The 25,306-nt window shown below is 48.9% G+C and carries 18 protein-coding genes and 2 pseudogenes; 16 read left to right on the forward strand and 4 right to left on the reverse strand.

Annotation, left to right across the window (positions count from 1 at the left end; translation table 11 throughout):
• The first annotated feature begins 135 nt into the window (after positions 1-135).
• From KI362_RS18035 to KI362_RS18075, 9 genes and pseudogenes are all read left to right on the forward strand, one after another.
• Complete coding sequence (locus tag KI362_RS18035) at positions 136-633, forward strand: MarR family transcriptional regulator (protein WP_301629190.1); 498 nt, start codon at positions 136-138, stop codon at positions 631-633.
• A gap of 60 nt (positions 634-693) precedes the next feature.
• Positions 694-917, forward strand: a pseudogene (locus tag KI362_RS18040) (M15 family metallopeptidase); the annotation flags it as partial.
• Between the two features lie 157 nt (positions 918-1,074).
• Positions 1,075-1,980 (forward strand): carbohydrate ABC transporter permease, encoded by a 906-nt coding sequence (locus tag KI362_RS18045; protein ID WP_301629192.1) that lies wholly within the window; start codon positions 1,075-1,077, stop codon positions 1,978-1,980.
• 58 nt (positions 1,981-2,038) lie between these two features.
• Positions 2,039-2,863: a carbohydrate ABC transporter permease gene (locus tag KI362_RS18050; RefSeq protein WP_374705680.1), complete on the forward strand. Its 825-nt coding sequence runs from the start codon at positions 2,039-2,041 to the stop codon at positions 2,861-2,863.
• A 50-nt stretch (positions 2,864-2,913) separates the two neighbouring features.
• The gene (locus KI362_RS18055) at positions 2,914-4,077 is read left to right on the forward strand and encodes an efflux RND transporter periplasmic adaptor subunit (RefSeq protein ID WP_301629195.1); all 1,164 of its coding nucleotides are present in this window, start codon (positions 2,914-2,916) and stop codon (positions 4,075-4,077) included.
• A gap of 44 nt (positions 4,078-4,121) precedes the next feature.
• Positions 4,122-5,411, forward strand: a complete 1,290-nt coding sequence (locus KI362_RS18060; RefSeq protein ID WP_301629196.1) for an ABC transporter substrate-binding protein — start codon at positions 4,122-4,124, stop codon at positions 5,409-5,411.
• A 238-nt stretch (positions 5,412-5,649) separates the two neighbouring features.
• Positions 5,650-6,594 (forward strand): alpha/beta hydrolase, encoded by a 945-nt coding sequence (locus KI362_RS18065; RefSeq protein ID WP_301629198.1) that lies wholly within the window; start codon positions 5,650-5,652, stop codon positions 6,592-6,594.
• 206 nt (positions 6,595-6,800) lie between these two features.
• On the forward strand, positions 6,801-7,193 hold the full coding sequence (locus KI362_RS18070; RefSeq protein WP_301629200.1) for a VOC family protein: 393 nt from the start codon (positions 6,801-6,803) through the stop codon (positions 7,191-7,193).
• Between the two features lie 141 nt (positions 7,194-7,334).
• On the forward strand, positions 7,335-8,003 hold the full coding sequence (locus KI362_RS18075) for a hypothetical protein (protein ID WP_301629202.1): 669 nt from the start codon (positions 7,335-7,337) through the stop codon (positions 8,001-8,003).
• A 437-nt stretch (positions 8,004-8,440) separates the two neighbouring features.
• Here the strand turns inward: KI362_RS18075 and KI362_RS18080 are convergent, their stop codons facing one another.
• Complete coding sequence (locus tag KI362_RS18080) at positions 8,441-9,625, reverse strand: YhgE/Pip domain-containing protein (protein ID WP_301629205.1); 1,185 nt, start codon at positions 9,623-9,625, stop codon at positions 8,441-8,443.
• Between the two features lie 117 nt (positions 9,626-9,742).
• Positions 9,743-10,522: a nuclear transport factor 2 family protein gene (locus KI362_RS18085; RefSeq protein WP_301629207.1), complete on the reverse strand. Its 780-nt coding sequence runs from the start codon at positions 10,520-10,522 to the stop codon at positions 9,743-9,745.
• A gap of 192 nt (positions 10,523-10,714) precedes the next feature.
• Between KI362_RS18085 and KI362_RS18090 the strand changes: the two genes are divergently transcribed.
• Positions 10,715-11,326: a TetR/AcrR family transcriptional regulator gene (locus tag KI362_RS18090; protein ID WP_301629209.1), complete on the forward strand. Its 612-nt coding sequence runs from the start codon at positions 10,715-10,717 to the stop codon at positions 11,324-11,326.
• Positions 11,327-11,690: 364 nt separating this feature from the next.
• On the opposite strand, the pseudogene KI362_RS25575 reads toward KI362_RS18090, so the two are convergent.
• Positions 11,691-12,010: pseudogene (locus KI362_RS25575) on the reverse strand (hypothetical protein); the annotation flags it as partial.
• Between the two features lie 371 nt (positions 12,011-12,381).
• Between KI362_RS25575 and KI362_RS18100 the strand changes: the two are divergent.
• From KI362_RS18100 to KI362_RS18125, 6 genes are all read left to right on the forward strand, one after another.
• On the forward strand, positions 12,382-18,360 hold the full coding sequence (locus KI362_RS18100) for a DUF7601 domain-containing protein (protein WP_301629213.1): 5,979 nt from the start codon (positions 12,382-12,384) through the stop codon (positions 18,358-18,360).
• 19 nt (positions 18,361-18,379) lie between these two features.
• Entirely contained in the window at positions 18,380-19,159 is a 780-nt protein-coding gene (gene srtB / locus KI362_RS18105; RefSeq protein WP_301629215.1) for a class B sortase, read from the forward strand.
• 399 nt (positions 19,160-19,558) lie between these two features.
• The gene (locus KI362_RS18110; protein ID WP_301629217.1) at positions 19,559-21,520 is read left to right on the forward strand and encodes a beta-lactamase family protein; all 1,962 of its coding nucleotides are present in this window, start codon (positions 19,559-19,561) and stop codon (positions 21,518-21,520) included.
• 106 nt (positions 21,521-21,626) lie between these two features.
• Positions 21,627-23,942: an ATP-binding protein gene (locus KI362_RS18115; protein WP_301629219.1), complete on the forward strand. Its 2,316-nt coding sequence runs from the start codon at positions 21,627-21,629 to the stop codon at positions 23,940-23,942.
• Positions 23,939-24,568: a response regulator transcription factor gene (locus KI362_RS18120; protein WP_301629223.1), complete on the forward strand. Its 630-nt coding sequence runs from the start codon at positions 23,939-23,941 to the stop codon at positions 24,566-24,568. Before KI362_RS18115 ends, KI362_RS18120 begins: the two co-directional genes overlap by 4 nt.
• A gap of 26 nt (positions 24,569-24,594) precedes the next feature.
• Complete coding sequence (locus KI362_RS18125) at positions 24,595-24,747, forward strand: hypothetical protein (RefSeq protein WP_301629225.1); 153 nt, start codon at positions 24,595-24,597, stop codon at positions 24,745-24,747.
• A gap of 25 nt (positions 24,748-24,772) precedes the next feature.
• Here KI362_RS18125 and KI362_RS18130 read toward each other — a convergent pair whose 3' ends face one another.
• Positions 24,773-25,201 (reverse strand): helix-turn-helix domain-containing protein, encoded by a 429-nt coding sequence (locus tag KI362_RS18130; RefSeq protein WP_301629227.1) that lies wholly within the window; start codon positions 25,199-25,201, stop codon positions 24,773-24,775.
• Positions 25,202-25,306: the final 105 nt, after the last annotated feature.

Below are 25,306 nucleotides of genomic sequence, written 5' to 3' on the forward strand. Positions count from 1 at the left end.
TTTGTTAATGAGTAAACTATATAGTCGGATGCGTTATGTTGTCAATTGGAAATTTTGAATGAATGACACGGTTTGATTGCTTGAATAAAGTGTGTTATGTTTGTTTACAAATAAACAAAAAGAGGAGCCGAAGGTATGAATTCGTCCGAGGGACTTAAAAGATTACTGTACAGCCGATTTCTTCATTTTTCGCATTTGACCGAACAAATCTTAGCGACCGAGAGCGAAGAATTTGTAGATTTTGCCCGGCTGGAAGGGCTCAGTGCGTTCCCGACCAATCTAACCAGCGTCCATACCATCGACTGCATCGGCCATAATGAGCCTATCAATAATACTTCCATTGCAGAGAAAATGAATTTATCCAAGGCGAGCATTTCCAAGATCAGCACCAAGCTGCTGGAGGAAGGCTACATCAAGCGCAGCCAGATGAACGACAACAAAAAAGAAGTCTATTTCAGCCTGACGCCCAAAGGCCGACAGATCTTCGAGGTCCATACCAGAATGCATGTCATCTTCGAGAACCGGTTTATCGAATCAATGAAAGACTTTTCGGAATCGGAGCTTCAGGGCGTCCTGAAGTTCTTTCAAATGATAATTCAACATAACGAAAATATCGCAAAAAGGGAAGAATGAGACAATGGGAATCGAGGGAAATTGATTGTTCTTACCATATTTTAGTCCCCTGTAACAGCAGTTACGCTGTACCACTTAGATACGGGGGCGATTGTTTCCATGGGAGGCAGCTTCGATTTTATGGATGAGCGCTCACACGATGGGACAAAAGGGATTACAAGCACTATAGCTTCGAATGGTGGCACTACGGTTTAAGAAACGAACCCTGTTTGACAAGGGGAGCGGTCGATCGATTTTGTACGATATTTTATAAAAATTTAATTTTTACCCCACTTATTCTTTAAACAGTCCTCTCTAATCTAAAGATACGAATGGATGGAGGAAACTGAGAATGAATATGTGGGGTTTTTATATAAAAACGCATGTTGTCATGCTTTGTACCCGCACATGAGCGGGTACTGCTCCTATTTTATAGGTAGGAATGGTTGGAGGAAGCAGAACATGAAGAAACGGTTCATTAGGCATGATGTTGCCATGAAGATAAAGAAACGGATGCGCAAGGATTCGGCGATTGCCTGGATATTTCTCGCACCGAGCGCAGTCGGATTCGCGCTGTTCTACCTGATTCCGTTTGTCATGGGAGTGTTCTATTCATTCGTGGACAATGCGGTAGATCGTCATTTTGTGGGATTGGAAAATTACAGCGAATTGCTTGCGAGCGGGTCCTTCCGTAAGGCAGCATTCAATACGTTTTATTTCAGCGCGGTGGGCGTTCCGATTAGTCTCGCGTTGTCTTTAGGGTTGGCGTTGCTGCTGAATACGAATATTTATCTGCGGAAATGGTTGCGAACCGCCTATGTGTTACCACTTGTCGTTCCCGTCGCCTCGATTGTGTTTATCTGGCAGATGCTGTTTGATTGGAACGGATCTGTGAACGCCTGGCTGAACGACTTCGGAATCGAACGCGTGGACTGGATGAAGACCGAAGCGGCCCGGTATGTCATCATTGTCGTTTACTTATGGAAGAACATCGGCTATAACGTCATTTTATTTTTGGCGGGATTGCAGCAAATCCCGAAGGATTATTATGAAACTGCCCAAGTGGAAGGAGTGGGACGTTTGCGGCAGTTTGGCAGCATTACCCTTGTCTATCTCACGCCCACGATGTTTTTTGTCGTCATTTTATCGATCATGAACTCGTTTAAAGTTTTTCGGGAAACGTATTTGATCGCAGGCGATTATCCGCATGACAGTATCTACATGCTGCAGCACTATATGAACAACATGTTCACGTCGTTGGACATTCAGAAGCTGACTGCTGCAGCGACTTTGATGGTCGTTTGTATTCTTTTGATCGTCGCGGGATTGTTCGCGCTTGAACGCCGGTATCGGCAGTTCATGGAATAGAGGTGGAAAATCATTGCGCATTTTCAAAGTATTTCAAAGATTTGGGCTCACACTCGTCATGGGCACGGTTGCGGTACTATTCTTATTTCCGATCGTGATCACGTTCACGAATTCGTTCATGACGGCACAGGAAATCGATATAAATTATGGGCCCATCGGGCAGATGAATGATGCGACTGGAAAAAACCTTTTTGGAAATTTAAAATGGCTGCCGGATCAAGTGTCTATGGAACAGTATGGCAAAGTGCTAGTGGGCAGTTCCAACTATTTGACGATGTTCTGGAATTCGGTCTTTTTGGTGATACCGATCATCGGCGGACAAACCTTAGTATCGGCCTTTGCCGCGTACGCCTTCTCCAAGCTGCAATTTCGCGGCCGGGATCGTTGGTTTCTCGTCTATGTCATGACGATGCTCATGCCGTTTCAGGTGACACTTGTGCCGAATTATATTATGGCGGATAAATTGGGGCTGCTGAATAGCCCGAATGCCATTATATGGCCCGGCATTTTCGCAGCTTTCGGCGTATTTATGCTTCGACAGTTCATGCTGCATATTCCGTACGCCTACATTGAAGCGGCGAAGATGGACGGGGCCGGCCATTTGCGAATTTTCTTCACGATCATTGTTCCCATGGTGAAGCCGGGTCTTGCCGCGCTTGTCGTTCTTTTGTTTGTCGATTATTGGAATATGGTAGAGCAGCCGCTTATTTTTCTGGACGATCCGTTCAGGCAGCCGCTATCCGTGTACTTGTCCAGGATCAACGATGAGCCGGGGATCGCTTTCGCGGCATCCGTGCTCTATATGACCCCCATGGTGCTGTTATTTTTGTATGCGGAAACCTATTTCATTAAAGGCATTCAATTATCCGGCATCAAGGGGTAATAGAAGCAAGCATTCCAACAGAAAGTTTTTTAGGAGGAGATAGACGGGATATGGAGTTAGCAAACGAACAGGTTGATCGCGGACGCAAACGAACCATTCAAATTGTCTTCATTGTTTTTATGGGATTGTTGCTACTGCTTACGTTTTTCGGCAATACGCTCCGATCATTAACCTTGCCGAAAGTAAGAACGGAACCGCTGGCAAACGGGAGTCTGTTGTTTACGATCAAAGGTAGCGGCATGCTGCAGCCGTTCACTGAAGCGAAATTAACGAATCCTGCCGGCTGGGAGGTCCAAAAGCTGTTCGTAAAGGAAGGGGACCGCGTGAAGAAGGGGCAAAAGCTGATCGAGTATGTCAGCAAAACCGCCGAACGGGAATTGGAAACGGAAATCGCCAACTTGAAGAGGATGAATATTGAGCTGCAAAATCTTCAGGACCAGTTCATCCAATCAATAAGGGAGGAGGACGAACTCGGGATTCGGAACGCACGCCGCGTGATCGAAACGCGAAAGCTTGACCTGGACACGCAGGAACGATTAATTGACGAGCTGAGAGACCGTTTGGCACGCGGACGGGAACTGACCGCTCCGTTCAACGGCATCGTCACAAAATTGAATGCTGTCGAGGGGATGGCGTCATCGGGCGAACCGGATGTTCTGGTCTCAAATGATAGTTTGGGCTACAGGTTGGATATTCTCGCCGATTCTGCGTTGTTGACCCGCTTGGAGATATCGGTCGGGACGAAGATCGAGGTCGAGGTACAAACCGTTCAGGAACCGCAGACCCGTATTCTCGAAGGAACGATTACCGAAATGGCGGATGCCGAGCCGAGAATCGGCCCATTCGAATCTGGAGAGGAGGCGGGCCAGACCCGAATAGATCCTCGGAAGCTGCTCCGCATCAAGGTCGTAGATCCCGATCTGAAAGGAGGTGAGCAAGCATGGATCAACATCGAGAAACGCTCTCGCCTGGAAGGACTGGTTGTTTCAAACGAGGCGATTCACCAGGAGCGTGACGGAATGTTTGTTTATAAAGTCGACGAACAGAGAGGCGCGTTGGGCAATGTTTTCGTCGCGCGTAAAGTGCGCATTCAGTCCGGTGAAAGCAATGATAATGAAACGTTGATTCAGGCCGATAGTCTCTATGAGGACGATCTGTTGATTTTGGAAAGCAGCGAGCCTTTGCAAGACGGAAACCGTATTCGTCTACAATAGGTAAACTAGAATTTAGAGTGAAATGATAGGGAGGAATTCATTCGATGAGAAAGTGGCCAAGTATGGTATCTATGGGCATTCTAATCCTATTAGTGAGTGCATGCGGTTCCGGGGGCGGCAAACAATCGGAAAGCTCGAAAGATTCGGTCAATCCAGAGGGGAAAACCGTCGTTACATTGTCTGTCCAACAAGCGGACTCATTTTATGAGACAGCAAAGAAAAAGTTTGAAGAAAAGTATCCGGACATCGAGTTGCAAATTCAGGTTACAGAAGATTATGAACAATACCAGAAAACGACAAATACAGCAATACTATCGGGCAAAGGCCCGGATATCTTTGAAATTAGCGGCTTGCCAATCAAAGATTATGTGAATAAAAACCTTCTCCTGAACATGGAAGATCTCATAGAACAAGACAAAACGATAGATAAAAGCAATTTGCAAATGAACATTTTGGATCCAATAAAGTCAAATGATAGTTTGTATGCCATGCCTTTCGGATTTTACCTGCGGGCGTTTGTAGGCGATGGAGATATCCTTGGAAACACGAGGATCGATGACCGGAATTGGACTTGGAAGGAGTTCGAAGAGATTTCGAAGGAACTGGGGGCGAGCGGCACGGAACGTCGGTATGCCATGACGGGTGAAGCGCCTGATTTCCGCATGCAAGAAATGATTGTGGACAGGTATGCTGAGTTTGTTGATACTGCCGAGAAAAAGGCCATGTTCGACTCGCCCTTATTCGTGGATGCGATGCAGCAAATTAAAGATATGTATGATCATAAAGTCATGACTTCAGAACCGGCTGATATAGGCAAGCAAATGTTCTATTCTACCGTTCTGAGTTCGTCGGCAGACTTTATCGATGGTCTGCATTTATACTTCTCAAATCCTAAGTTGCTGCAAAAACCGGAGCAAAGAGGCGGAACGAGGATTGTCCCTGCATCTCAGTTTTCCATTCAAGCCCAATCCCCGGTGAAAGAGGAGGCTTGGAAGTTTATTGTCTTCATGCTGTCTGAAGAAGGGCAATCGCTGCAAGAGAGACAAGGATTTTCACTACTGAAATCCGTGAATGAGAAGAAACTGGACGACATTCAGGAGCAAGTGAATAACGGAACGTACAAGACGCCAGACGGGAAAGCACCTAAAGTGTCGGATGATGAATTCGCCAAGTTCAAAGATTTCATTAATACAGCGGATAACTATTCGGAAGGGGGCGGTAAGGTGATCTCCATTGTAGGAGAAGAATCAATGGCATTTTTTAGCGGACAAAAAACTGCTGAAGAAGTTGCAAAGCTGATCCAGAACAGAGTGACAACTTATTTAAACGAGTAGGAGCATTAAAATGAAGCAGCGCATCATTGTGCGCTGCTTTTTATACGTTTCGTTTAAAAAAGCTACATTTATGGACCGAGGAGAACCCTATTATCATTGGAATAGAGAACCAACACGATAGTAATTTGGAGACAGGATGAAAAAATCCTCCTGTTGGACGTTATGTAAGTAAGGCGGTAAGAAAAAGCAATTTGCCGCAAAGAAAAACTTTTGAAGTAATCGAAAAGGAGCTGTTTTTATGAAAAGATTGAGATCATTCAGCCGAGGTCTGAGCTTACGAGCTTTGGCCATTCCCTTGCTCGTTGCCGCGTTTGTTTCCCTCATCGGATGTGTGAGCCCAACCGGGAGCGACCCGGTTAGGCAAGGAGTGCCAAAGAAGCCGCTATCCAGTGTTCAGCCTGCAGATGGGCCTCTGCAAGAGACAGCGCCTCCGGAGATGTCCAAAGCCCCGGCGTTCCCTCCGGTTGACTATGAATCTGCCTGGCCGGAACAAACGGTTCTCTCTGACCAGGGGTACCCGGTGAACAACTGTGTTCCCGAAGAACTGCGCACGCATGCTGTGACGCTGAAGACGAGCGACGGGAAGTACCTATCATCGCTTGTGCTGGGGAGCGGCTCCGACGGGGTATTGCTTGCGCATGAGCAAGGGTACAGCATATGTTCCTTCCTCGATCTCGGTAAGGAATTGGCTGAGCAAGGTTATCTGGTTGTGCTTCCTGAATATCGGGCTCATGGAGCCTCGCAGCAGTCCGATAATACGGAATCCATTGAGCTTGACGCCGAGGCTGCGCTCAAGGAGCTTGAGCGCCAGGGCGCGGAGCGTGTGTTTCTGGCTGGCGCTTCCTGTGGAGGAACGACCGCCATCTTCTCAGGCGTCCGCCAACCGTTGCCCATTCAGGGGCTGCTGATTCTGTCTTCGCCTGCGCAGTGCGGACCCCGGCTGGATGCCATCCCCAGCGTAAAGGAAATAAAAGCGCCGTCCCTGTTTGTCGCGTCTCCGGGAGACATGCTGGGGGAGATTGAAGAGCAGGTTCGCCAGTTGTACGAAGCATCCGAAGCGGATCAGAAAGAACTGATTATTGACGAAAGTGGCTTTCACGGAACAGATATGTATAAAAGAGGGGAGGACGGCGACAAGCTTCGAACCCGGATTATGGATTTTATCACCGCGGCGTTTCTTTAAATGCAGTTTTGAAATAGGCATAACGATCGGCTGGAGAGCACCGTCCGGAGGAGCTATATGAAATATTTGATGCAAGGCACGGGTAAACCATAAGTGTGCACGAGCTTTTGCTTGTTTGCTTCATACTCTGCTTCTGTATCCGGTAAATTAATAATGTAGTAGAATGATGTAGTGCAACAAATTAAGCATATGAAGGAGGAACAAGCATGCATCCAGAATTTCAAATAAAGGGTATAGGACAAGTATCGATTCGTGTACATAATATGGAGGTCGCTACTCAATTTTATCGAGATATTTTAGGACTCCAACTCTTGTTTCAAGTGCCCAACATGACTTTTTTTGAATGCAATGGGATACAAATTGTATTGAGCATTGCAGAGAATGCCCAATTTGATCATCCTAGCTCTGTGTTTTATTTCAATGTCGATCATATTCATTCAGCTTATGAAGCGTTAACAAGAAAGCAGGTGCAGTTTTTGGACAAGCCTCATAAAGTTGTCGACACAGGACAAACGGAAACGTGGATGACTTTCTTCTATGACCCTGATCAAAATGTACATGCATTAATGAGCATCATTCCCACCTTGCTCAATGATTGACGAACATACTAAGAATCTGAGTAATGCTTTGCGCTTCTTTGTCTGCTCCCGACAGGTGTTCCATGCAATTTACTGAAGTGAAAGACACCGTCGTTTCCATAAGTCGTAATCAGGAAGCCGGTTGGGTTAAACGCTGCTCTGGTGCTTGGGAGAGAAAAAACGGGTAGCTTATCGGTTTGCCGTCTGGAACATTTCGCCTCTTTGGTGTGTCTGAATGTTGAGGTGAACGATTTGATGAATAAAATGTATATTGGTTTGCTGGGAGCTGTCGTCACATTCTTTTCTGCAACTGGTTGCTCTTCACTTTTAGCGATCGATGATTTTTCGGAATCCAATACTCATCACGTGCATGCAGAAGCCGCAATAGAATCATTTGAAGCATCCATTCCTGTTGAACAGGAGCAAACAAACGAAGGGGACGTAAAGGAGGCTCCCGATCAGCTAACAGGGTTTGTTGAAAATGAGATCATGCGTGTGAGCCTGTTGGCGCAACTGGAGTCGGATCGAACGAATTATAAGACCACAATTGAATTTCATAACAAGTCAGGAAAATCGGTGGATTTAATTTTCGATTGCGGCCTTCTGATTTCAAATGATCAGTTTGCTCCTAAAACGGGAGATTGTCCTGCTGTGGAATCGATGCTCTTAAAGAAAAACGGGCGGGAATCCGTATCTGTCTCTTTGCCGAGAGCCTTTTTCGATGTTGCGGACAACTTGATCACGATTCGATATCGTCAGGACAGTAGCCCTAATGACTTGGAAATCCAACTGGAGGCATCGAATACGGAGTCTGTGAACGGGCTCAAATAGAAGTCGCTGAGCTTTCCAGCTTTCATGCAGCTCTTGGCGAATCGGGCCTGTTCTTTTGTCGGCTCAAAACAGAAATTGGAGCTTAAAAATGATGCGAGCGGTAAGGTTGGGCGGACAAACCTGCAAATCTGCAGTTTTTTCGAAGGATTTACGTGATTAGCCCAAAAGCCTGCAAAAGTGCAGGGATTTTTAGGATTTGAGTCAATCGGTGTGTGGGTGAAAATAGACCGATTGAGACTCAAAAACTGCACTTTTGCAAGATTTTCATATCATTGGCAGAATGCGTACGAATTCGTCAAGCATCGATTTTTAGGTTGAGCCCTTTTACCTCGCTTGAAATTTCCAAATTTGCAGTATGCCGACTCCTTCGCTGCTGCGCTCGCCGGATACTGCGAATTGCCGGGCATTTTTGGCGGGGATCAGAAGTTTACCATATTTTAATCCCCTGTAACAGAAGTAGGGGGCGCATCTGTTGCTGCTCGACCGGCCTTAAATCCGGAAGCGAGCAGCAGGATCAAAAATCCCACGACGACGCCCCACAAAACGAAGGCGTTCGAGCCGACCACGTCCAGTCCTCCGAAGTACATCACTTCCCGCAGCCCTCCTGCCGCAAACTGCAGCGGCGTCCACGAATAGATCCAAACTCGTGTCGTCTGCGACAAGAACTCCGGAGCCATATTCAACAGCGGCATGGAGAAGAACATCAGGAGTACGAGCAGAGGCATAGCCCGGAATCCGATCCAATTCAGCAAGGAAGATTGCAACAAGAAGAACGCCGATCCAGCCAACCATAAGAACAACCAAGTCTCCCTCGCGTTCGCCAGCTCCATGCCGTACCACGACGAAGCCATCCATACGGTGAAGCCTGACGCTATACCAGCGGTCGCAAGTCCCACGATAGCTTGCAGCGCACTTACTGCCCATCTCCTTGAACCCGCGGCGACCGCCTTCCGGCTAGCCAGGAACAACATGATCCCGGTCACCAGACTGCCGATCCACATGATCTGGATCAATAAACCCGGCGCATTCCCCGATGCATTATTCACTCCCGGTGGATGCACGACTTCCTCCTGAACGGTAATCGGTGTCATTAAAGCTGTAGCCGTTTCAATCGGAATTTGCTCCGTTTGCTGTCCAATCTGCCCAAGCAGCTGCTGCAACAGTTCCCCGCTGATCATTTTCATCGCTTGCCCCATTGCTTGTCTTATGACCATCGAGGCTTGGGTATTCATACCCTCGTTAGAGATGATCTTCACATTAGGGTGAATCGGCGAGTGAGTTGCTAATGAGAGTAAACCGCTGCTCAGATCCGCCGGAATCACCATCGCTCCGTAATATTCGTGTTTATCCAGTCCTTCCCGAGCCTTTTCCTCGGAATCCACGATATGCCAGACGAACGGCATTGCCGGGTCTGACACCAACTTTTCCCGGATCATTTCCCCTACCGCAAACGTTCCTCCAGTCGGCAGCTCCGCCGGCTGGTCAAGGACAACGAGGGCGACCGGGAGCTCCTTTGGCTTCGATCCAACCACCGATCCCATCATCGCAACCCCGAATACGGTCAACACGATCAGGACGAGCGCTAATCCAAGCCACATCATTTTTTGTGTCAATATTTTCATGATTCTCCCTGTTTCCATTGGACTATAAAATTTTCCATTCAAGTACATTCGTGAAGCGAAAGACATCACCGTAATTACATTCGGCGATGTCTTTCTTGCGATTCAGCTACACAAGCTTCAAAATCTACTGTTCGTATTTTTTCGTTTTTCTTCCGGCAGAATGGCCTCGATGACGTCCCAATGCTCAGCGATCTTTCCATCCTGTACGCGGAACAAATCGTAGAAAGCTGTAGGTTGACCATCAAATTGACCTTCACTCCCGGTAAGAACAAAATCGCCTTGCCCGATAATTTGATGGACGTGAGTATATTGAAACTCAACTTTTCTCTCCTTCAGCGCCTGCAATGCAGCGTGAAGACCGGAAAGGCCGTCTGCAATATGCGGACTATGCTGAATGTAGGTATCTCCATCAAAGTAGGAGGCAAGCAGGTCAGGGTTCTTCCCGAGCAAGATGTTCTCAACATAGCTTTTGACCAATACTTTGTTGGCCTCCGTCTTGTCGATATCCTTAATCGTAACCGGTCCGTCAATCATCGTATGATGGCTTGGTGTCTTCTCCACCATCTCTTGCAAATTGTCCCAATGTTCAACGATGAGTCCATTCTCAAAACGGAAGATATCAAAACCGATTTTAGGGCCGTGAAAATGATATACCGAATGAAGAGCCACAACATTTCCGTCAACTAAAGCCCGCTTAACGCTTACCTTTGTCCCCATTTCCTTTAAATGATCAAGTGCGCCAAGCATGGCTTCACGACCATCGAGTAAAGCCTGGTTGTGCTGAATATATTGATCCGGGTGAACGTAAGCCGTAATCGCTTCGGGATTGCCGCTCTCAAAACTTTCCAGTACGGCGACTGCCTTACGAACAAGCTCATTTTGATGGTTGGATGTCATTGAAGTATCCTCCTTAGATTTTTTGGTTATTAGATAAATAATGAACAGTGTGTTGTTTATTTATCTTCTGCTTATTATAATTGAGGTTAATATAACGCTCAATATTCAATATTTTTAGTTATGATAGATAACAGACAACTCATAAAACTTTGTCGCTTAACGACCTAAATAAATTTAGGGGGAACGAAAATAATGACTAAGAAAACCGACCTAAGAATACTGCGTACGATACAATCGATTCGAAAGGCGTTTTATGAGCTTATTCCGGAAAAAGGATATGAGGCGATAACGGTCCAGGATATTGCCGATCGGGCTATGATCAATCGAAACACGTTTTATCTTCACTACCAAAACAAGCCTGATTTATTGGATACATGTATGAATGAACTGTTAAGCGAATTAAAGGAGGCCGTCGTTCTTTGTCCGATCAGCATGAGTCCTTTCAGCCTTTCTTTACTTGAGACCGTCATGCAAACGGTACTGGAGCAAATTTCACTAAATATGACCTTTTACCGTTCCATGTTAATTGAAGAGAATCGAATCTATCCGTTTCAAGCGAAAATGGAGAATATCATTAAGGATAAATTAATGGAGGGGTGGAAACCTGCTCAGGAAAACTCCGTATTAGCGATATCCAAGGAATTGCTGATCGAATACCTCGGATCGGCTTTCATGGGGATCGTAATTTGGTGGGTTAAAAATGATAAGCCCCTTCCTGCAGATGAAGTTTCATCTCAGTTTAGCAGAATCGTTGCCTATGGGCACTTAAGAACTGCCGGCATCGCCGTAGAGGAAGAAAATTAGCCGATTGATTGATGATTGACGAAAGTGGCTTTCACGGAACGGATATGTATAAAAGAGGGGAGGACGGCGACAAGCTTCGAACCCGGATTATGGATTTTATCACCGCGGCGTTTCTTTAAATAATACTTACATAGGAGAATATGTTTATTCTATTAAATCAGAAGTCTGTCAGTGGGTGTTTTTTATTGAGATTTGTAAGGAGAAGACAATTCATCACGTTGTAGAGATTTTGTAGAGACTTATAACGCAACTGATCAGGTGAATCTTCCCAATTATAAATAGAACTAAAACAGGTTGGTCAGAATTAAAAGCGACCGCAATCACGGTATAGATCGTCGTCGTCGGTGCTCCCGGTATTACCTCCAGCGGGGAGAATCCCCTTGTGAGAGAGTAATCGCTCATCCTCGATGATTTGTTTGGCGATGCCCAATTTCTCGCTCACCGCTCCTTCATGGTCCGGAAGCAGTTCCTCCACAGTCTCTCCCAACTGTGCCAAGTTGCTCAGCATGGTTTTCTCCGCTTCCGCATCTTCGCTTTTAACGGAGGGCTGCTAGGTAGTTTCTTCTCCAACTTGGGGTGGCGTTTGACAACGACGCGAAACAGTCGCTTGGCCGCGCCACGTAGCACTTCGAACGGCTTTTGTTTTGGACTGCTGGCCAGTGTATGCGTGGCATCCAGGATGATTCTGGTCTGCTGGAATATGCCCAACATGTAATGATAATTTTTTTCGCGTATTTCCCCAATCCAAAGAAACGTGTTGGATTGCATACAACCCACTTTTCTGCAATGACTATTTTCGACAAAAAGCAGAAATCTCTTGTAAATTTCTTGTCTAGTTTTTGTCGAGATTGTTGTAGTATGTTGAAGATGTACACTCAAAATGTAATATTATGGAATTTTAAGTGTGTGATTGCGAGATTTTCGAAGGGAGGGAAGTAACCAAGCATCGATCAACTCCCGCACACCCGCGGCCCTTATTCGGTATTCGTAAGGGCATAGAATTTGAACGAGGCGGAGGTGCTGGGACAAGTAAATAGCGAAAAGGGAGCTTTGACATGAAACGAAGACGTCGTGTAAGAACATCTGTGCTATCTCTCTGCTTGGCGGTCGTGCTTGCCTTGCAGGCATTGACGTTCCCTGCTGCCGCATATGCGGATATCGCCCCAGAAGACGGTTCCGAGACGGTATCCGTTAGCGAATCCGACTTGCCGAACGCGGATGAACCGTCGTCAGTGCCTGAAGCCGTGTACGCCGTGCCAGCTCAAACGATGGCAGCCGGACCGCAGGACAAAACAGCGATCATAGAAGCCGCCAATTCGCCTTTTCCACTGGAAGTCATACAGGACGGGAAACCTGTGCCTGATGATGGTACCGGTATCATTAACGGTAGACAGCCACTCACCCTGAATCTGACTAATCTCAAGGTGCCGGTGCTTGGCGACGATCAAAGCGCCGATCCTGAGTCGATCGTCCAGAAGGGCAACAAGGTGATTTTCGACAAAGCGACTTATTTCCCTATGGTGAGCCTGACGGCAACAGGCAGCAGGTCAATCATGGTGGACGGCCTAAAAATCGCAACTGCTACTTTTAGCGAAACTGCCGTCACCATTACCTTCGATGGGGATGATGTGTTTTTTAACGGTATCAAATACGGCGTTCTAATCAATCTCACACTCGCCGCAAAACCGGATGTGTCGGATAACTACGGGGAAACAGAGGGGACACAGATATTCTTGAAGCCCTACTCCATCTATAACCCGCCGCTGACACCCGCGTATAAGATCGCGATAACCCCCCAGGACAGTCATAAGCCGAGTCAGTATAGCTACGTTAACCTGGGCAACAATTCGTTTGTAGAGGGAACCATCACGTGGAAGGTGGATGTCGCAGCCTTTGACCGGGACGATAACACGATTCCGCTGTCGCTGGAAGGAACGACGTTCTATGACGACCTTAGCAAGGGGACTACCCTTAACGCTGCCGGCGTCTATGTAGAAGATTCGTTCACGGTCAATGGGCAGTCGGCAACGCCGGTCTATGAAAACGGTGCGCTGTCTTATATTTTTCCGCCGGGCTCTAGCGATAAGGCAACCATTACTTTCAAAACGTGGATCTCCAAGAACTTGTACTACTATGAATACCAGCCTGTTCCTGGAAATGATGGCGGTCAGAAGATAGAGACGACTGCTCAGTTGAAAGATAAAAACGGGGATGAGTTGGCTAAGGCCCTCTCTTATCGCGTCAATATCTATCCCGACTGGATTCAGCAATCCGGCGTGGTGAGCAAGCAGGGGAATGACACCTTTGTGACATGGACCATCGATGTGAACCGAAATTACAAGAAGCAGGGGCTAAAAAACTTCACCATTACCGATGCTCTGCCAACCGGGCTGCATTGGGAATCGGCTGCTTATCAACTGTGGGATGCAAACACGAATAATTGGTCCGTCACAACAACGCCAATTACTCCGACCGGCGCAAGCAATGATACTTATTCTATACCCGGAGGAGAGAGCAACGCCGTCAGGCTGGTCATTGAATCCAAGGTGGAGAGCGGCAGCAGCTTCACGAATTGGGCTCGCGCCAACTGGAAGCTGGATAATCCTCCAAACGGCTTGCAGGACAACGATGCGACGGTGGGGAATAACCCCCAAACCGTGAGTGCTTTCGCGACTGTCACTGTCGGCGCGCATGGTTTGACCAAGAGCGGTACATTTACCGCTGACGATCTCAAGATCGGTGCCGCCACATGGACCGTGAATCTGACGCCGCAGTATAATGACTCCAGTACCGTGGTGTATGACCTGCTAGTGTACAGCAGAACCCTCAACTTCATCGATCCCAGCAAGCTGGATTCTAAGGGCAAGGTGAATTCAACGGTTTTGACGACACTTGCAAATAATGTAAGAGGTAATTCAAATTTGATCGGGCAGCAGTTCCTTGAGGGTTCCTTTACGACCAACGCTGGTTTGCAATGGGAAGTGATTCCCCTGTATCAGGATGATGTCCGGGTGGCGGATTTATTGAAGGTCAGCGGATACACGGACAAGCAGGCGAGCTTCACATTCCGTACGCTGATGACCGATCCCGAGCAATTCGCTGGACAGTATTCCAAAACAAGCTACGCAGCCCCTAGGTACAACCGCGCCTATTTATTTGACGGTGATAAATACTCAAATATTTACGCAGACAACTATGTGAATCGTCACGGGAATATGCTTGAGAAGGGGACGCTTTTCGCATCCGTACCTTTGAAAGCGGACGGTACGCCTGAGAACGTTAAGGCCAACGATATCAACAGCTACATCAAGAACGACAGCAACGAGGCATGGACGACCGCGGGCTACGACCGGGTAACGAAAACCGCGACTTTCCGTCTTGCAGTCAATCATAAAGGCCTAGATACTGTAGCGATGGCTAAGTACGGCGGGAATCGGGTAGCTAGCGACATTAAGCTGGTGGACACCTTGCCTGAAGGCTGGGAATTTGTCCCCTATGATGCGAGCGGGAATTTCTACGAGTTGTATAAAGGCTATTCGAGCAATAATTCAGATACGCAGTACGGTACCCAAATTAGGGCAGACAACGTCATTCCGCCAGACTCTGATGCTCATGTGGTCAACTTCTCCCATAGCGGCAATGTAGGCACGTTTACTTTTTCCAAGCTGGAAGGTCCTTACGTTATCTTTGTGAAAGCAAGTCCTACAGCAGAGAAGATAGATGCAGAGCTCGCGGCAGGCAAGACGAAACATGAGGGATATAATGAAGCTGAGCTGACGATCAAGTGGGGCAGCGTTGAAACAAAGTATAAGGAAAGCCGCAAGGTGATTGTTCCACTTAGTTCGCTGACCAAATCGGTAACCAAGCCTGCTCCCGGCATTCAGGAATGGACGGTGAACTACAGTCCGTCCTTCATATTATCGGATGACGTCTATCTGCAGGACACCCTTGGAGCAGGTTTGAAGTTGCGTGAGGATGTGAACGGCAAGCTATCGCTGACATCTCCGGATATGGCGATCTATCGTGCCACGATGACCCCGAGCGGAGACCTCGCTAGGGATGTCACGGCAATTGATTTAACCGGTCCCGACCCTGAAGTCAGAGTGGAGATGCTCAAATCAGAGGGCAATCCCACCAAGCTGATCTTCAAGATGAAGGACCCTAACCAGTTCTACCAAATCGTCTATCAGACCGAGTCGAGCGGGATGTCTCCTGGAAAAGTCGGCAACAAAATCGAGCTGTTAGGCGATAACAGTCTGCCGCCCGTCGAGGCAAGCCAGGAAGCCACGTTGGACGCCAATGACGTAAGCGGCGCCGCAGGGTCTAACGGCGTGTTGTATATCCAAAAGGTGGACCCCGCTAAGAAGCTGCTTCCGGGCGTTGAGTTTACGCTGTATGAAGCCGATGGCATAACGGAGGCGAAGAATCAGCAGGGGAATCCCATCAAAGGAACTACAGACGCCAACGGTAAGCTGATGCTGCTGATCCCTACACCGGGGCTATATCAGTTGAAGCAGACCTTTATTGACGAGAATACTTACCTGCCCACCACAACGGTTTACACAGTGCGAGTTGCCAATGTAAAAGACAGCCCGACCTTTGCGGACGGGGAGCTCGTGACCTCAGTCAAACCGCTGGTTGTGCCTACCCCGATCACCGGCAAACTAACGATTGGGAAGACCGTGGCGGGGAACGGCGGGGAACAAGGTAAGGAGTTTCTGTTTACCATTACCTTCGACGGTGAGGGGAAAGATGGCGAGTATCCTTATAGCAAACCGGATGGCTCCGCCGGAACCATAAAAAGTGGAGATACGATCCGTCTGAAGCACGGACAAACCGTGGTTATCCCGAGACTGCTTAAGGACCTTGTCTACACCGTTACCGAGGCCGATTATACGGCCGACGGATACACGACCAATTGGCCGGACCGGCAAACGACCGGCACCATTGCCGAAGGAGGCGACCATAAAGCCGAGATCGTCAACACGCGGATGGTGTACGGGGGTCTGCTGATCGGGGAGACCGTGGAAGGTACCGGAGCGGACAAAGGCAAGAATTTTACGTTTACGGTTGAATTCCCTGATGCCCCTGCGGGTGAGACATATACTTACACGAAGTCAGACGGAACGAAGGGAACCCTCAAGTCCGGCGACACGATAACCTTGAAGCATGAGGAAACCGTCGCCATTGAAGGCATTCCGAGCGGTGACAGCTATAAAGTTATCCAAACCGATTATGCGGACGACGGTTACACCACCGACCCGGAAAATCGCGAGTATAGCGGCACGATCGTGGAGAAGCAGATTGCCGAAGCTCGATTCGTCAATGCGAGGTATCTCCCGGGGCATCTGACGCTGACGGCGGAACCCCCAGTCGTTCCCGGTAACGGTGCGACGCCTTCGCAGTTGACGGCCACGTTGACCGACTATGAAGGCAAACCGGTTGCAGATACCGAGATCGTCTTTACCTTGCCGGACAACACGGAAGTAAAAGCTAGTACCGATGCGGAAGGAAAAGCGGTCATCCCTTATACACCGCCGAAGCTGGACACTACAACGCCGGAGGACCACCTCATTACGGCGAAGGTGGACAGTCCGACGGAGGGGAAATTAACCGACACCGCGACGGTAACTACCGTACCGGCGGCGATCACCGGGGTGCTGCGCGATAACACAACGGGTGAAGTGATTCCGAATGCGCCCCTTGTCATCACCGACAAAACGAATGGCAACGAGCAAGAAATCACGACCGACGCCAATGGCGCATACTTCCACCCTGTGCCGTATGGCGGCGACTATACGATCAGCTACACAAAACTGATCCAAGTGAATGGCGTCGACCAGCCGATCACCTTCACGCAAAAAGCGCAAGTCGATGGCAATGTGAAGGGCGGCGAACTGGTTCCGGCGGACATTACAGCTGTAGGCGTCGTGCTTCTGAAGCAGCCTGAAGGGCAGGCTTCGCTGCTGAGCAGCGAACTCGCCGACAAGATGCGCATTTATTTGCGGGACGCAAACGACCGATATGTTGCAGATGAGAACGGCGCTCCGAAAGCGTTCAGTTTGCAACCGAACGGCACGTTCTCGGCGGAAGACTTAGTGGCGGAAACCTACAAAATGGAAGTGCGTTACGAAGTTGCGCCGGGCAAAGAACTGACGATCATTCGGGATGCGGAGCTGGACGTAAAGGCGACCGGGGAATTGAATATTTCCCAGGAGCTCGTTGACCCGTACGGCATCGTTACGGACGAAACAACCGGCCTTGTGATCGAAGGTGCTGAAGTAACGCTCTACTATGCGGATACGCCGGAGAACAAAGCGCAAGGCATTGAGCCGGGCACGAAAGTGACGTTGCCTGCCATTCCGGGCTTCGCGCCGAACGATAACGCCAGCCCAACTCAGTACAGCGACGCAAGCGGCGCCTATGCGTACATGGTGTTCCCGGATACGGATTACTACCTAATTGTGACGAAAGCCGGGTATCAGACGCATACCAGCCCAACGATCTCGGTCGGAACCGATATCGTACGCTACGATGTCGAGTTGAAGCCGGTAAGTTCGGGCGGCGGTAATAACGGTGGTGGAAATGATGGTGGTAGCGGTGATGGCGGTGGAACCGGACCCGGCACCATCGATCCCACACCCGCGAACCCCGGACCTAGCCAACCTGATCAACCCGAACCTGGAACTGGCGACGATAACAACGGAGCCGGCAACGGCGACGACGAAGCTAACAACAGCGACAATGGAACCGATGAGGTCGACAACGAAGCTGACAACAGCGGCGGTGGAACCGGCAACGGTATCAGCGAGACCGACAACGGCAACAACGGGGGCGGAACCGGCAACACTGGCCCCCGCAACGACAACAACGTCAGCAACAACGTTGGCAATGCCGGCAACGAGCTGGACGATGTTCCGGAAACCGGGGATCACAGCGCACCGCCAATCTTCTATATGGCTTTGGCGCTGATGTCCTTGATTACGATCGTACTCTGTCTGCTCGGCAGCAAGAAGAAAAAAATCATTCAGTAACTGGAAAGGCGGTAAGAACATGAGTAAAATTAAAAAAATTCTTATCGCCGTTTCCTCCCTTCTGCTGGTATTTTCTCTCGTTATGGTTGCAAGAACTTTCCTGCGGGATTATACCGAGCAACAGAAAATCGAAGAGCTGACCCGCGTTTGGGAGGATAAGTCAGATAAAGGAGGAGGAGGGGAATCCCTCCCCTCCTCTTTTATCAATAAAACGAATGAACCGATCATGCTTCCCGAATTCCGGGAGCTTTACGAGCGGAACCCCGACATCGTCGGTTGGCTGAAGATCGACGGTACCCGAATTGAGTATCCGATTATGCAGAATCCACAGGATGCGCAGTATTATCTCAATCATGATTTCGACAACAAGAAGAACCAAGGCGGCCTTCCCTTCTTGGACACGCACAGCCGGATCGACAGCTCGGACATCTTGCTGATCCACGGGCATCACATGAAAAGCGGCTGGATGTTTAAAGACTTGATGAAATACAAGGAGGAGAGCTTTTATAAGGAGCATGCCACGTTCCAGTTCAGTACGCTTTACGAAAAGGAAGAGTATGAGATTGTTGCCGTTATTCTGTCCAAAGTTTATCGCAAATCGGACGACATTTTTAAATACTACCAGATCGAGAAGGTCAGAACGCCCGCCGAATTCGATTCCTATGTTCAGAACATCAAGAAACTCGCTCTTTACGACACGGGCGTAACCGCACGGTATGGCGACAAGCTTGTTGTACTGTCCACGTGCGAGTACTCGACCGAAAACGGCCGGTTAGCGGTGGTCGCCCGAAAGCGTTAATGACGATGGTGAAATACGGAGTCAAGCTGTTTTATCTCGTGTTCTCCCTTGGAGGACGCGATTTTTTAGGTTTCTTTTGATAGAGCGCTTGCAATCTCAGTCTTAGGATTCAATGTTAAGACCCTTACTAATAACTGAGCCGCCTCTTGACGACTAAGCCATCTTCCTTCTGAACAATTCTGCATTCAGCGAAAAGAGCTTGAAAGCTTCAGCATGATCATTGATCTCCATACAGGCGATGACCATTTCCCAAGAATAAGCATTTGCGCGGTCACGCAAAACAAATGCGCGGACACCCCGTCTTTCACCCCCTTCTACCGATTCCCTCCAGCCGCCCGGATGTTAATATGGATTAGTGTGCTCCCACTTCAATCGTCACATCATAAAAGGAGATTAACTATGAAAAAGTTCATTATGCTCATCCTCGCTGCCGCCCTGTTCCTCCCGTCCGGTGTAATAGCGGCAGACCCGCAAGCATCCCCTTCGGCCGTGAAGCTGGATAAAGCCGAGGCCGAAGCCTTTGCAGCGCAATTTTTTGGACAAAAGGAAGTCAAGGAACAATTGGCAGGCGCCTTGCTGGTCATCGTCAAGGACGGACAGGTGCTCCTGAACAAGGGCTACGGTTATGCTGACATTGCTGCAAAGAGGCCGATTGACGCCGACAAAACACGGTTCCGCCTGGCCTCTGTATCCAAGCTGTTCACCTCTGCAGGCATTATGCAGCTGGCTGAAGCCGGAAAGGTTGATCTGGACAAGGATGTCCAGACCTACTTGCCGGATCTGCAAATCCCGAACAAAACGGGAGTGCCGCTTACACTGAAGCATTTGATGACCCATACAACTGGCTTCGACAATGCCGACAGCTTGGGTTCAGATAAAGCTTATACGTTAAAGGACTATCTGAAGGACATGATGCCTACCGTCGTACGCAAGCCGGGTGAAACATTCCGTTACGACAACTTTGCTTTTACTTTGCAGGGATATATTATCGAGAAGGTCTCCGGGATGTCTTTTCAGGATTATGTCGGCAAAAATATATTCAAACCGCTCGGTATGGACAGCAGCAGCTTTATGTTCAACGATGAGGTGAAGCAAGCCATTGCCACTCCCTATGACAACAATCTGGAGCCAGTTGCGCAAATCCCGAACGTGCCCGACAATTCGCCGCAAGGGGGAATGTTCTCTACGGGGGCAGATATGGCCAAGTTCATGCTCGCAATGCTGAACGGCGGGCAAGCCGGAGGTGAGCGGTTCCTGACGGAAGCTTCAGTAAAAGCGATGGAGCATACAAGCGTCACGATCCATCCGGACATCCCGGGCATCGGCTATGCCTTTGAGACGAACTATCCAAAAGACTACAACGGGTATAGAGTCGTGGAAAAGGGCGGCGATTTATCGGGTTTCCATTCCAATCTATGGCTGCTGCCCGAGCAGAACACCGGTATGTTCCTCGTTTTGAACAGCGACAAAGGTAACCTGCGGCTCCCTTTCTTTGAGCAGTTCATGAGTCGTTATTTCCCCAAAACAGATGCCGGACCGGCTTTTGTGAAGCCGGCACCGGACAAGCAGCAGCTTCTCCGGTTTGAGGGACTGTACCGCCATCTGCGCACGCCCGTATTGCGTTATGACATTACTGCTGCTGATGGTGCTTTGATCGTGCGCGATGTTTTTGGCACACATACCTTGCGCCAGGCGGACGATCTGTTGTTCTATGACGAAGAAGGGACTCCTGCCGGCTTTAAGCTTAATGCGGATGGAGACATTGCCTACTTTTCCTACAACATGACAGACAGCTGGGCGGAGAAGATACCCGAGCCACCTGTATTCAGCGATGTCCCGGTAGACCATCCTTATGCCAAATCTATTTATTATCTGGTTCAGCTTGGAGCCATTCCGGGCGGCACAGACGAATTCAAACCGGACAAGCCGGTTACGAGAGGCCAGTTCCTCGCACAGATCATGCCGCTGGCGGGATTCCAGCTCTCTACCCAGCCATCTATATTTTCCGACACCAAAGGCAGCCCCTATGAGGCTGTAATCCAGACGGCGGTTAATTACGGGATTGTCCAGGGACTCCCCGGCGGCGTCTTTGGCCCTGACCAGCCATTAACCCGAGAGCAAGCGGCCACCTTCATCTGGCGGATGGTCCAAATCTCGCTGAACGCTGATCCAGTTAAGGCTGACCTGAAAACCTCTGCCTCTCCTTGGGCATCCGAAGGGGTACAGTACATTGTAGGCCAACGGATGTTCGGCCCTGACGTTAAGGCGACAGGCGGAGCGCTGGATTACAGACCGAAGGACCCTATGCTGAACAAGGAAGCAGCGGTATTGATCTACAAGCTTGTTCAACAGCTTTTTTAGACAAGGATTGTAGTTGAAGGCGATAAACAAGCAGGCGGGTCAAGACGATCTGCTTGCTTTTTATTATAATAGAAGGAAACTTACCTGAAGGATTGTGAAACCTGCCATGTCTAGCCTGCTCCGGCACCGGCGCATACAATATTTGTATATCTATGTTTGCCTCGTGGTTTTTATTGCTGCTTCCTTATATATTCAAATCGAGTCGTTTACAACTCCGTATTCGGGAATCCTGGTCGAAATCAACAGTTCTTTGGAATGGATCATCGCCAAAGTCCAGAACGATTCTATCGCCGCTAACTGGGATATCGCACCCGGAGACCGCATCGTATCGGTTGACGGACAGCCAACCCCGAAGATTTTCACAGCAGCCAATGAGAACATGCTGGTTGGGGCCACCAGGCTTGAGGTGCTCAGCAACACGGGATCCCCCCGCTTGTTCATTGTGGCACCGACCTTGAAGGATAAGCTGGAAAACGGGTTGGCGTTTCTGATGGAGCTGTTTCTCATCGGTGTTGGCGGATACGCCTTACGCAAGAAACCGGAGTCCCGATTAATTCGCAGGTTTTTTTTGCTGAACGTGCTGATAGCGTCTACTATTATCACCTTATTTTCAGATGAGGTGGTTGTATCCTCCTATTTATTCTCTTACTGTGCGATTTGGCTGCCCTATGTAATGCTGTCCTTTTATCTGCTATTTGCGTTCAGGAGCATTTATTCCAAGTTCCGCCTCTTGCTGACGGGTTATTTGGCTTATGCCTTCGCCTGCTCCGCGTTCACGGCGTTCTTCCTGCTCCGGCGGGAAGTATACGAATGGATGTCCCATTTGCTGAATATCATTTTTCTCTTCACACTACTGCTGATGGCCGGAATTACCGCTTTCTATTCGAAAAGGCTCGACCGGATTGAACAAAATCAGTTGCTCCTGTTGTTTGTTGGTATATTCACCAGCCTGATGCCTTATGTCCTGCTGTATGCCCTGCCGGAACTGCTTTGGGGCAGTGCTTTGATCCCCGCCGAGTATGCGCTGATCGGACTGGTCCCGATTTCCGGAACCCTGGCCTATCTACTTGTCCAGCGGCAGATCGTGGATATGAAATTTTATATTACTCGGCTATCCGTGCACAGTCTTTATTATTCCTCGATGCTGGTGTTGTTCATGCTTGCGGCGGTGTGGGGATCGCTGCTGTATGCGACTGAACTTTTTATCCTTTTCGGACTGTTAACCTACGGTTATCGCCGCATCCTCCTTCGTATGCAGCAACGGGAGAACCGCAAGAAGGAATGGCTTGAGCACCAGAAGCTCCGCATGTCGCTGCAGCTCGCCGAGAAGAGAAATATCCGCGACATTCTAAAATTATCTGCCGACCTGCTCCATGATTTAATTGAGGTGCAAGGCCTCACCCTGGTCTATTTTGATGATGACAATCTGCCCCTTGTGTACAGCACGGGCATTTACCTGGATACCTGGGCGCCCGGAGCCGCAACTCTACCGGACAACCAGGATTGGAATGACAGAAAGGAGTACGCCCAGGTCATAGAATTGTCACACAGGCCGGAAGAACCACAACTGGGTTACCTGTGCCTTGGACCAAAAACAAACCAAACCCTGCTCTCCGCCGAGGAGAACCGCCTTGTAGAGAAGTTCCGCAGCGAAGCCATTCAAATGCTGCTGAACGCCAGACAAACGTTCCGTTTAAGGCAGAAGTATGAGCAGTTGAACAAGGAACAGGCTGCCTACCATGAACGCCGGTTCCGTGATTTACAGACATACAGCCATTTGGCGCTGGAAGCAAGAGAGGCTGAGAAGATCAGAATCTCCTATTTCCTGCATGACGACTTACTGCAAAACCTGATTTTTCTATCCCGCGATCTGGAGGAGCTGCATGACACCGGCAAATATGAACGTGAGCGCAATGCCACATGGCTAAAATGCCTGTACGATACACAGCGCAGCATACGTTCACTGAGCGATCAGCTCTATCCGCATATTCTGGACAAGGGCGATCTGCAAGAAGCGCTGCACTGGTTGCTCCGCGACATGAACCGGCTAAATGAAATCGCCGTGACGCTGCAATACGAAGCACCCGCACCGGAGGCGTTCCCATCCTTTGTCAAAGCCAATCTGTTCCGCGCTGTGCGCGAGCTGATTGTTAACGTATTCAAGCATGCAGAGGCAACGGAAATGCATGTACGAGTCTGGCAGGCCAAGGACAACCTATATTGCAGTGTCAGTGATAACGGCAAAGGCTTTGCCGAAGCGGCTTCCCGTCCCCAGGCTGCCCGCGGCCCAAGCTTCGGTCTGATGTCGGTCTGTGATCAGATGGAGCATTTAGGCGGCAGCGCCGATATTGACTCCGTACCCGGACGGGGAACCACTATTACGCTAAAATTACCTCTTTTTAAGGAGAAAATTGCCCCATGACTGATAACATTCGCGTTTATTTACTGGATGATCATCCGCTCGTACTCGAAGGCCTCCAGCACCGCCTCGATGCCGAACCCGGCATTGAAGTGCTGCATACGTTCACCGATCCCCGCGAATTCATCGCCCAGACTGAACAGCTCTGCCCCGACGTCGCCGTTATGGACATCTCGCTGCCGCACATGGACGGGTTCGAGTTGGCCCGGAAGCTGAAGGAGCGGTACGGGAATACCTTGAAAATTATTTTATTGTCCGGCTACACTTACGAAGAGTTCTATATCAAGGCTTATAAAGCAGGGGTCCATGCCTATCTGTCCAAGCAAGCTTCCTACACCCAGATTATTAATGCGATCAAGCAAAGCATGCTGGGCCACATTCTGATTCCGGAGAGTATCGGCACCAGACACAGCTCGCAGGATGCGCTTACTTCTGCCGAGCGGAAAGTGCTCCAACTGCTGGCGAAGGAGAAGACGAACAAAGAAATTGCCCATGAATTGGCGCTCAGCCAACGAACCGTTGAATATCATCTGGCTTCGGTGAACCAGAAGCTGGGGGTGACCACCCGCATCGGGGCCATCGTGAAGGGATTTGAACTGGGGCTGTTGACTTTTTTAAAAGAGGACTAGCTGCTAGGTGAAAACGGATTTTAAGTATGCACGAAGAATGGTTTGCTCATTGGAGGCATGCCTATTGCGGCGCTGGCGGGCCGAGTGCCGCAATAGGCATGAATCATAAAGAAAACATGGACCGGGCCAGCTGTGATGGGGATGCTCCGAATATGCCCTTGGTTCAGGATCTGTTATAAGATTAATTAGTTAATCATAAAGACATCAAAAATCAATATGACCCGGTTTTGGAGTGCATTCTTTACTTTGATTTCCGTTATGAGAGCTCGATGATATTCTACCGGTACTTCTCTCAGCCATTCCTTCTAACATTTCATCGATATGCCCTTCAATCCTTCCTTTTTGCCTTTCCGTGAGTAGAAGAAACTTATCAAACAGTTTCAAATCTTCTGTTGAGGCGCCTGCCGGCATCCCTTTGGCCGCCTTCGGCAGGTATTCCTCGCCCCTCAGAATCCAGTCAGTAGAAACCGAAAAGAAATCAGATAGCAAAACCAGATACCTTCCTCCTGGAATACTGCCTTTTTCCCATTTGTTCACGCTCCCTCTCGATGCCCCCAGCAAATCCTCCAACTCGTTCATTGAAAGCTCTCTGGCCTCTCTTAAGCAACGAATTCTCTCACCGATCCCGTCCATACCCCAGACCTCCAAGAAGATAGTTAGTTAAAAAGGGACATTTTATTGTATTTTACAGATTAAAATCAGTATATATAGTTGACGTTACTGATTTTAATCTGTAAA

Source organism: Paenibacillus apis (assembly GCF_018333295.1).
GTDB classification, from domain to species: Bacteria; Bacillota; Bacilli; order Paenibacillales; family Paenibacillaceae; genus Fontibacillus; species Fontibacillus antibioticophila.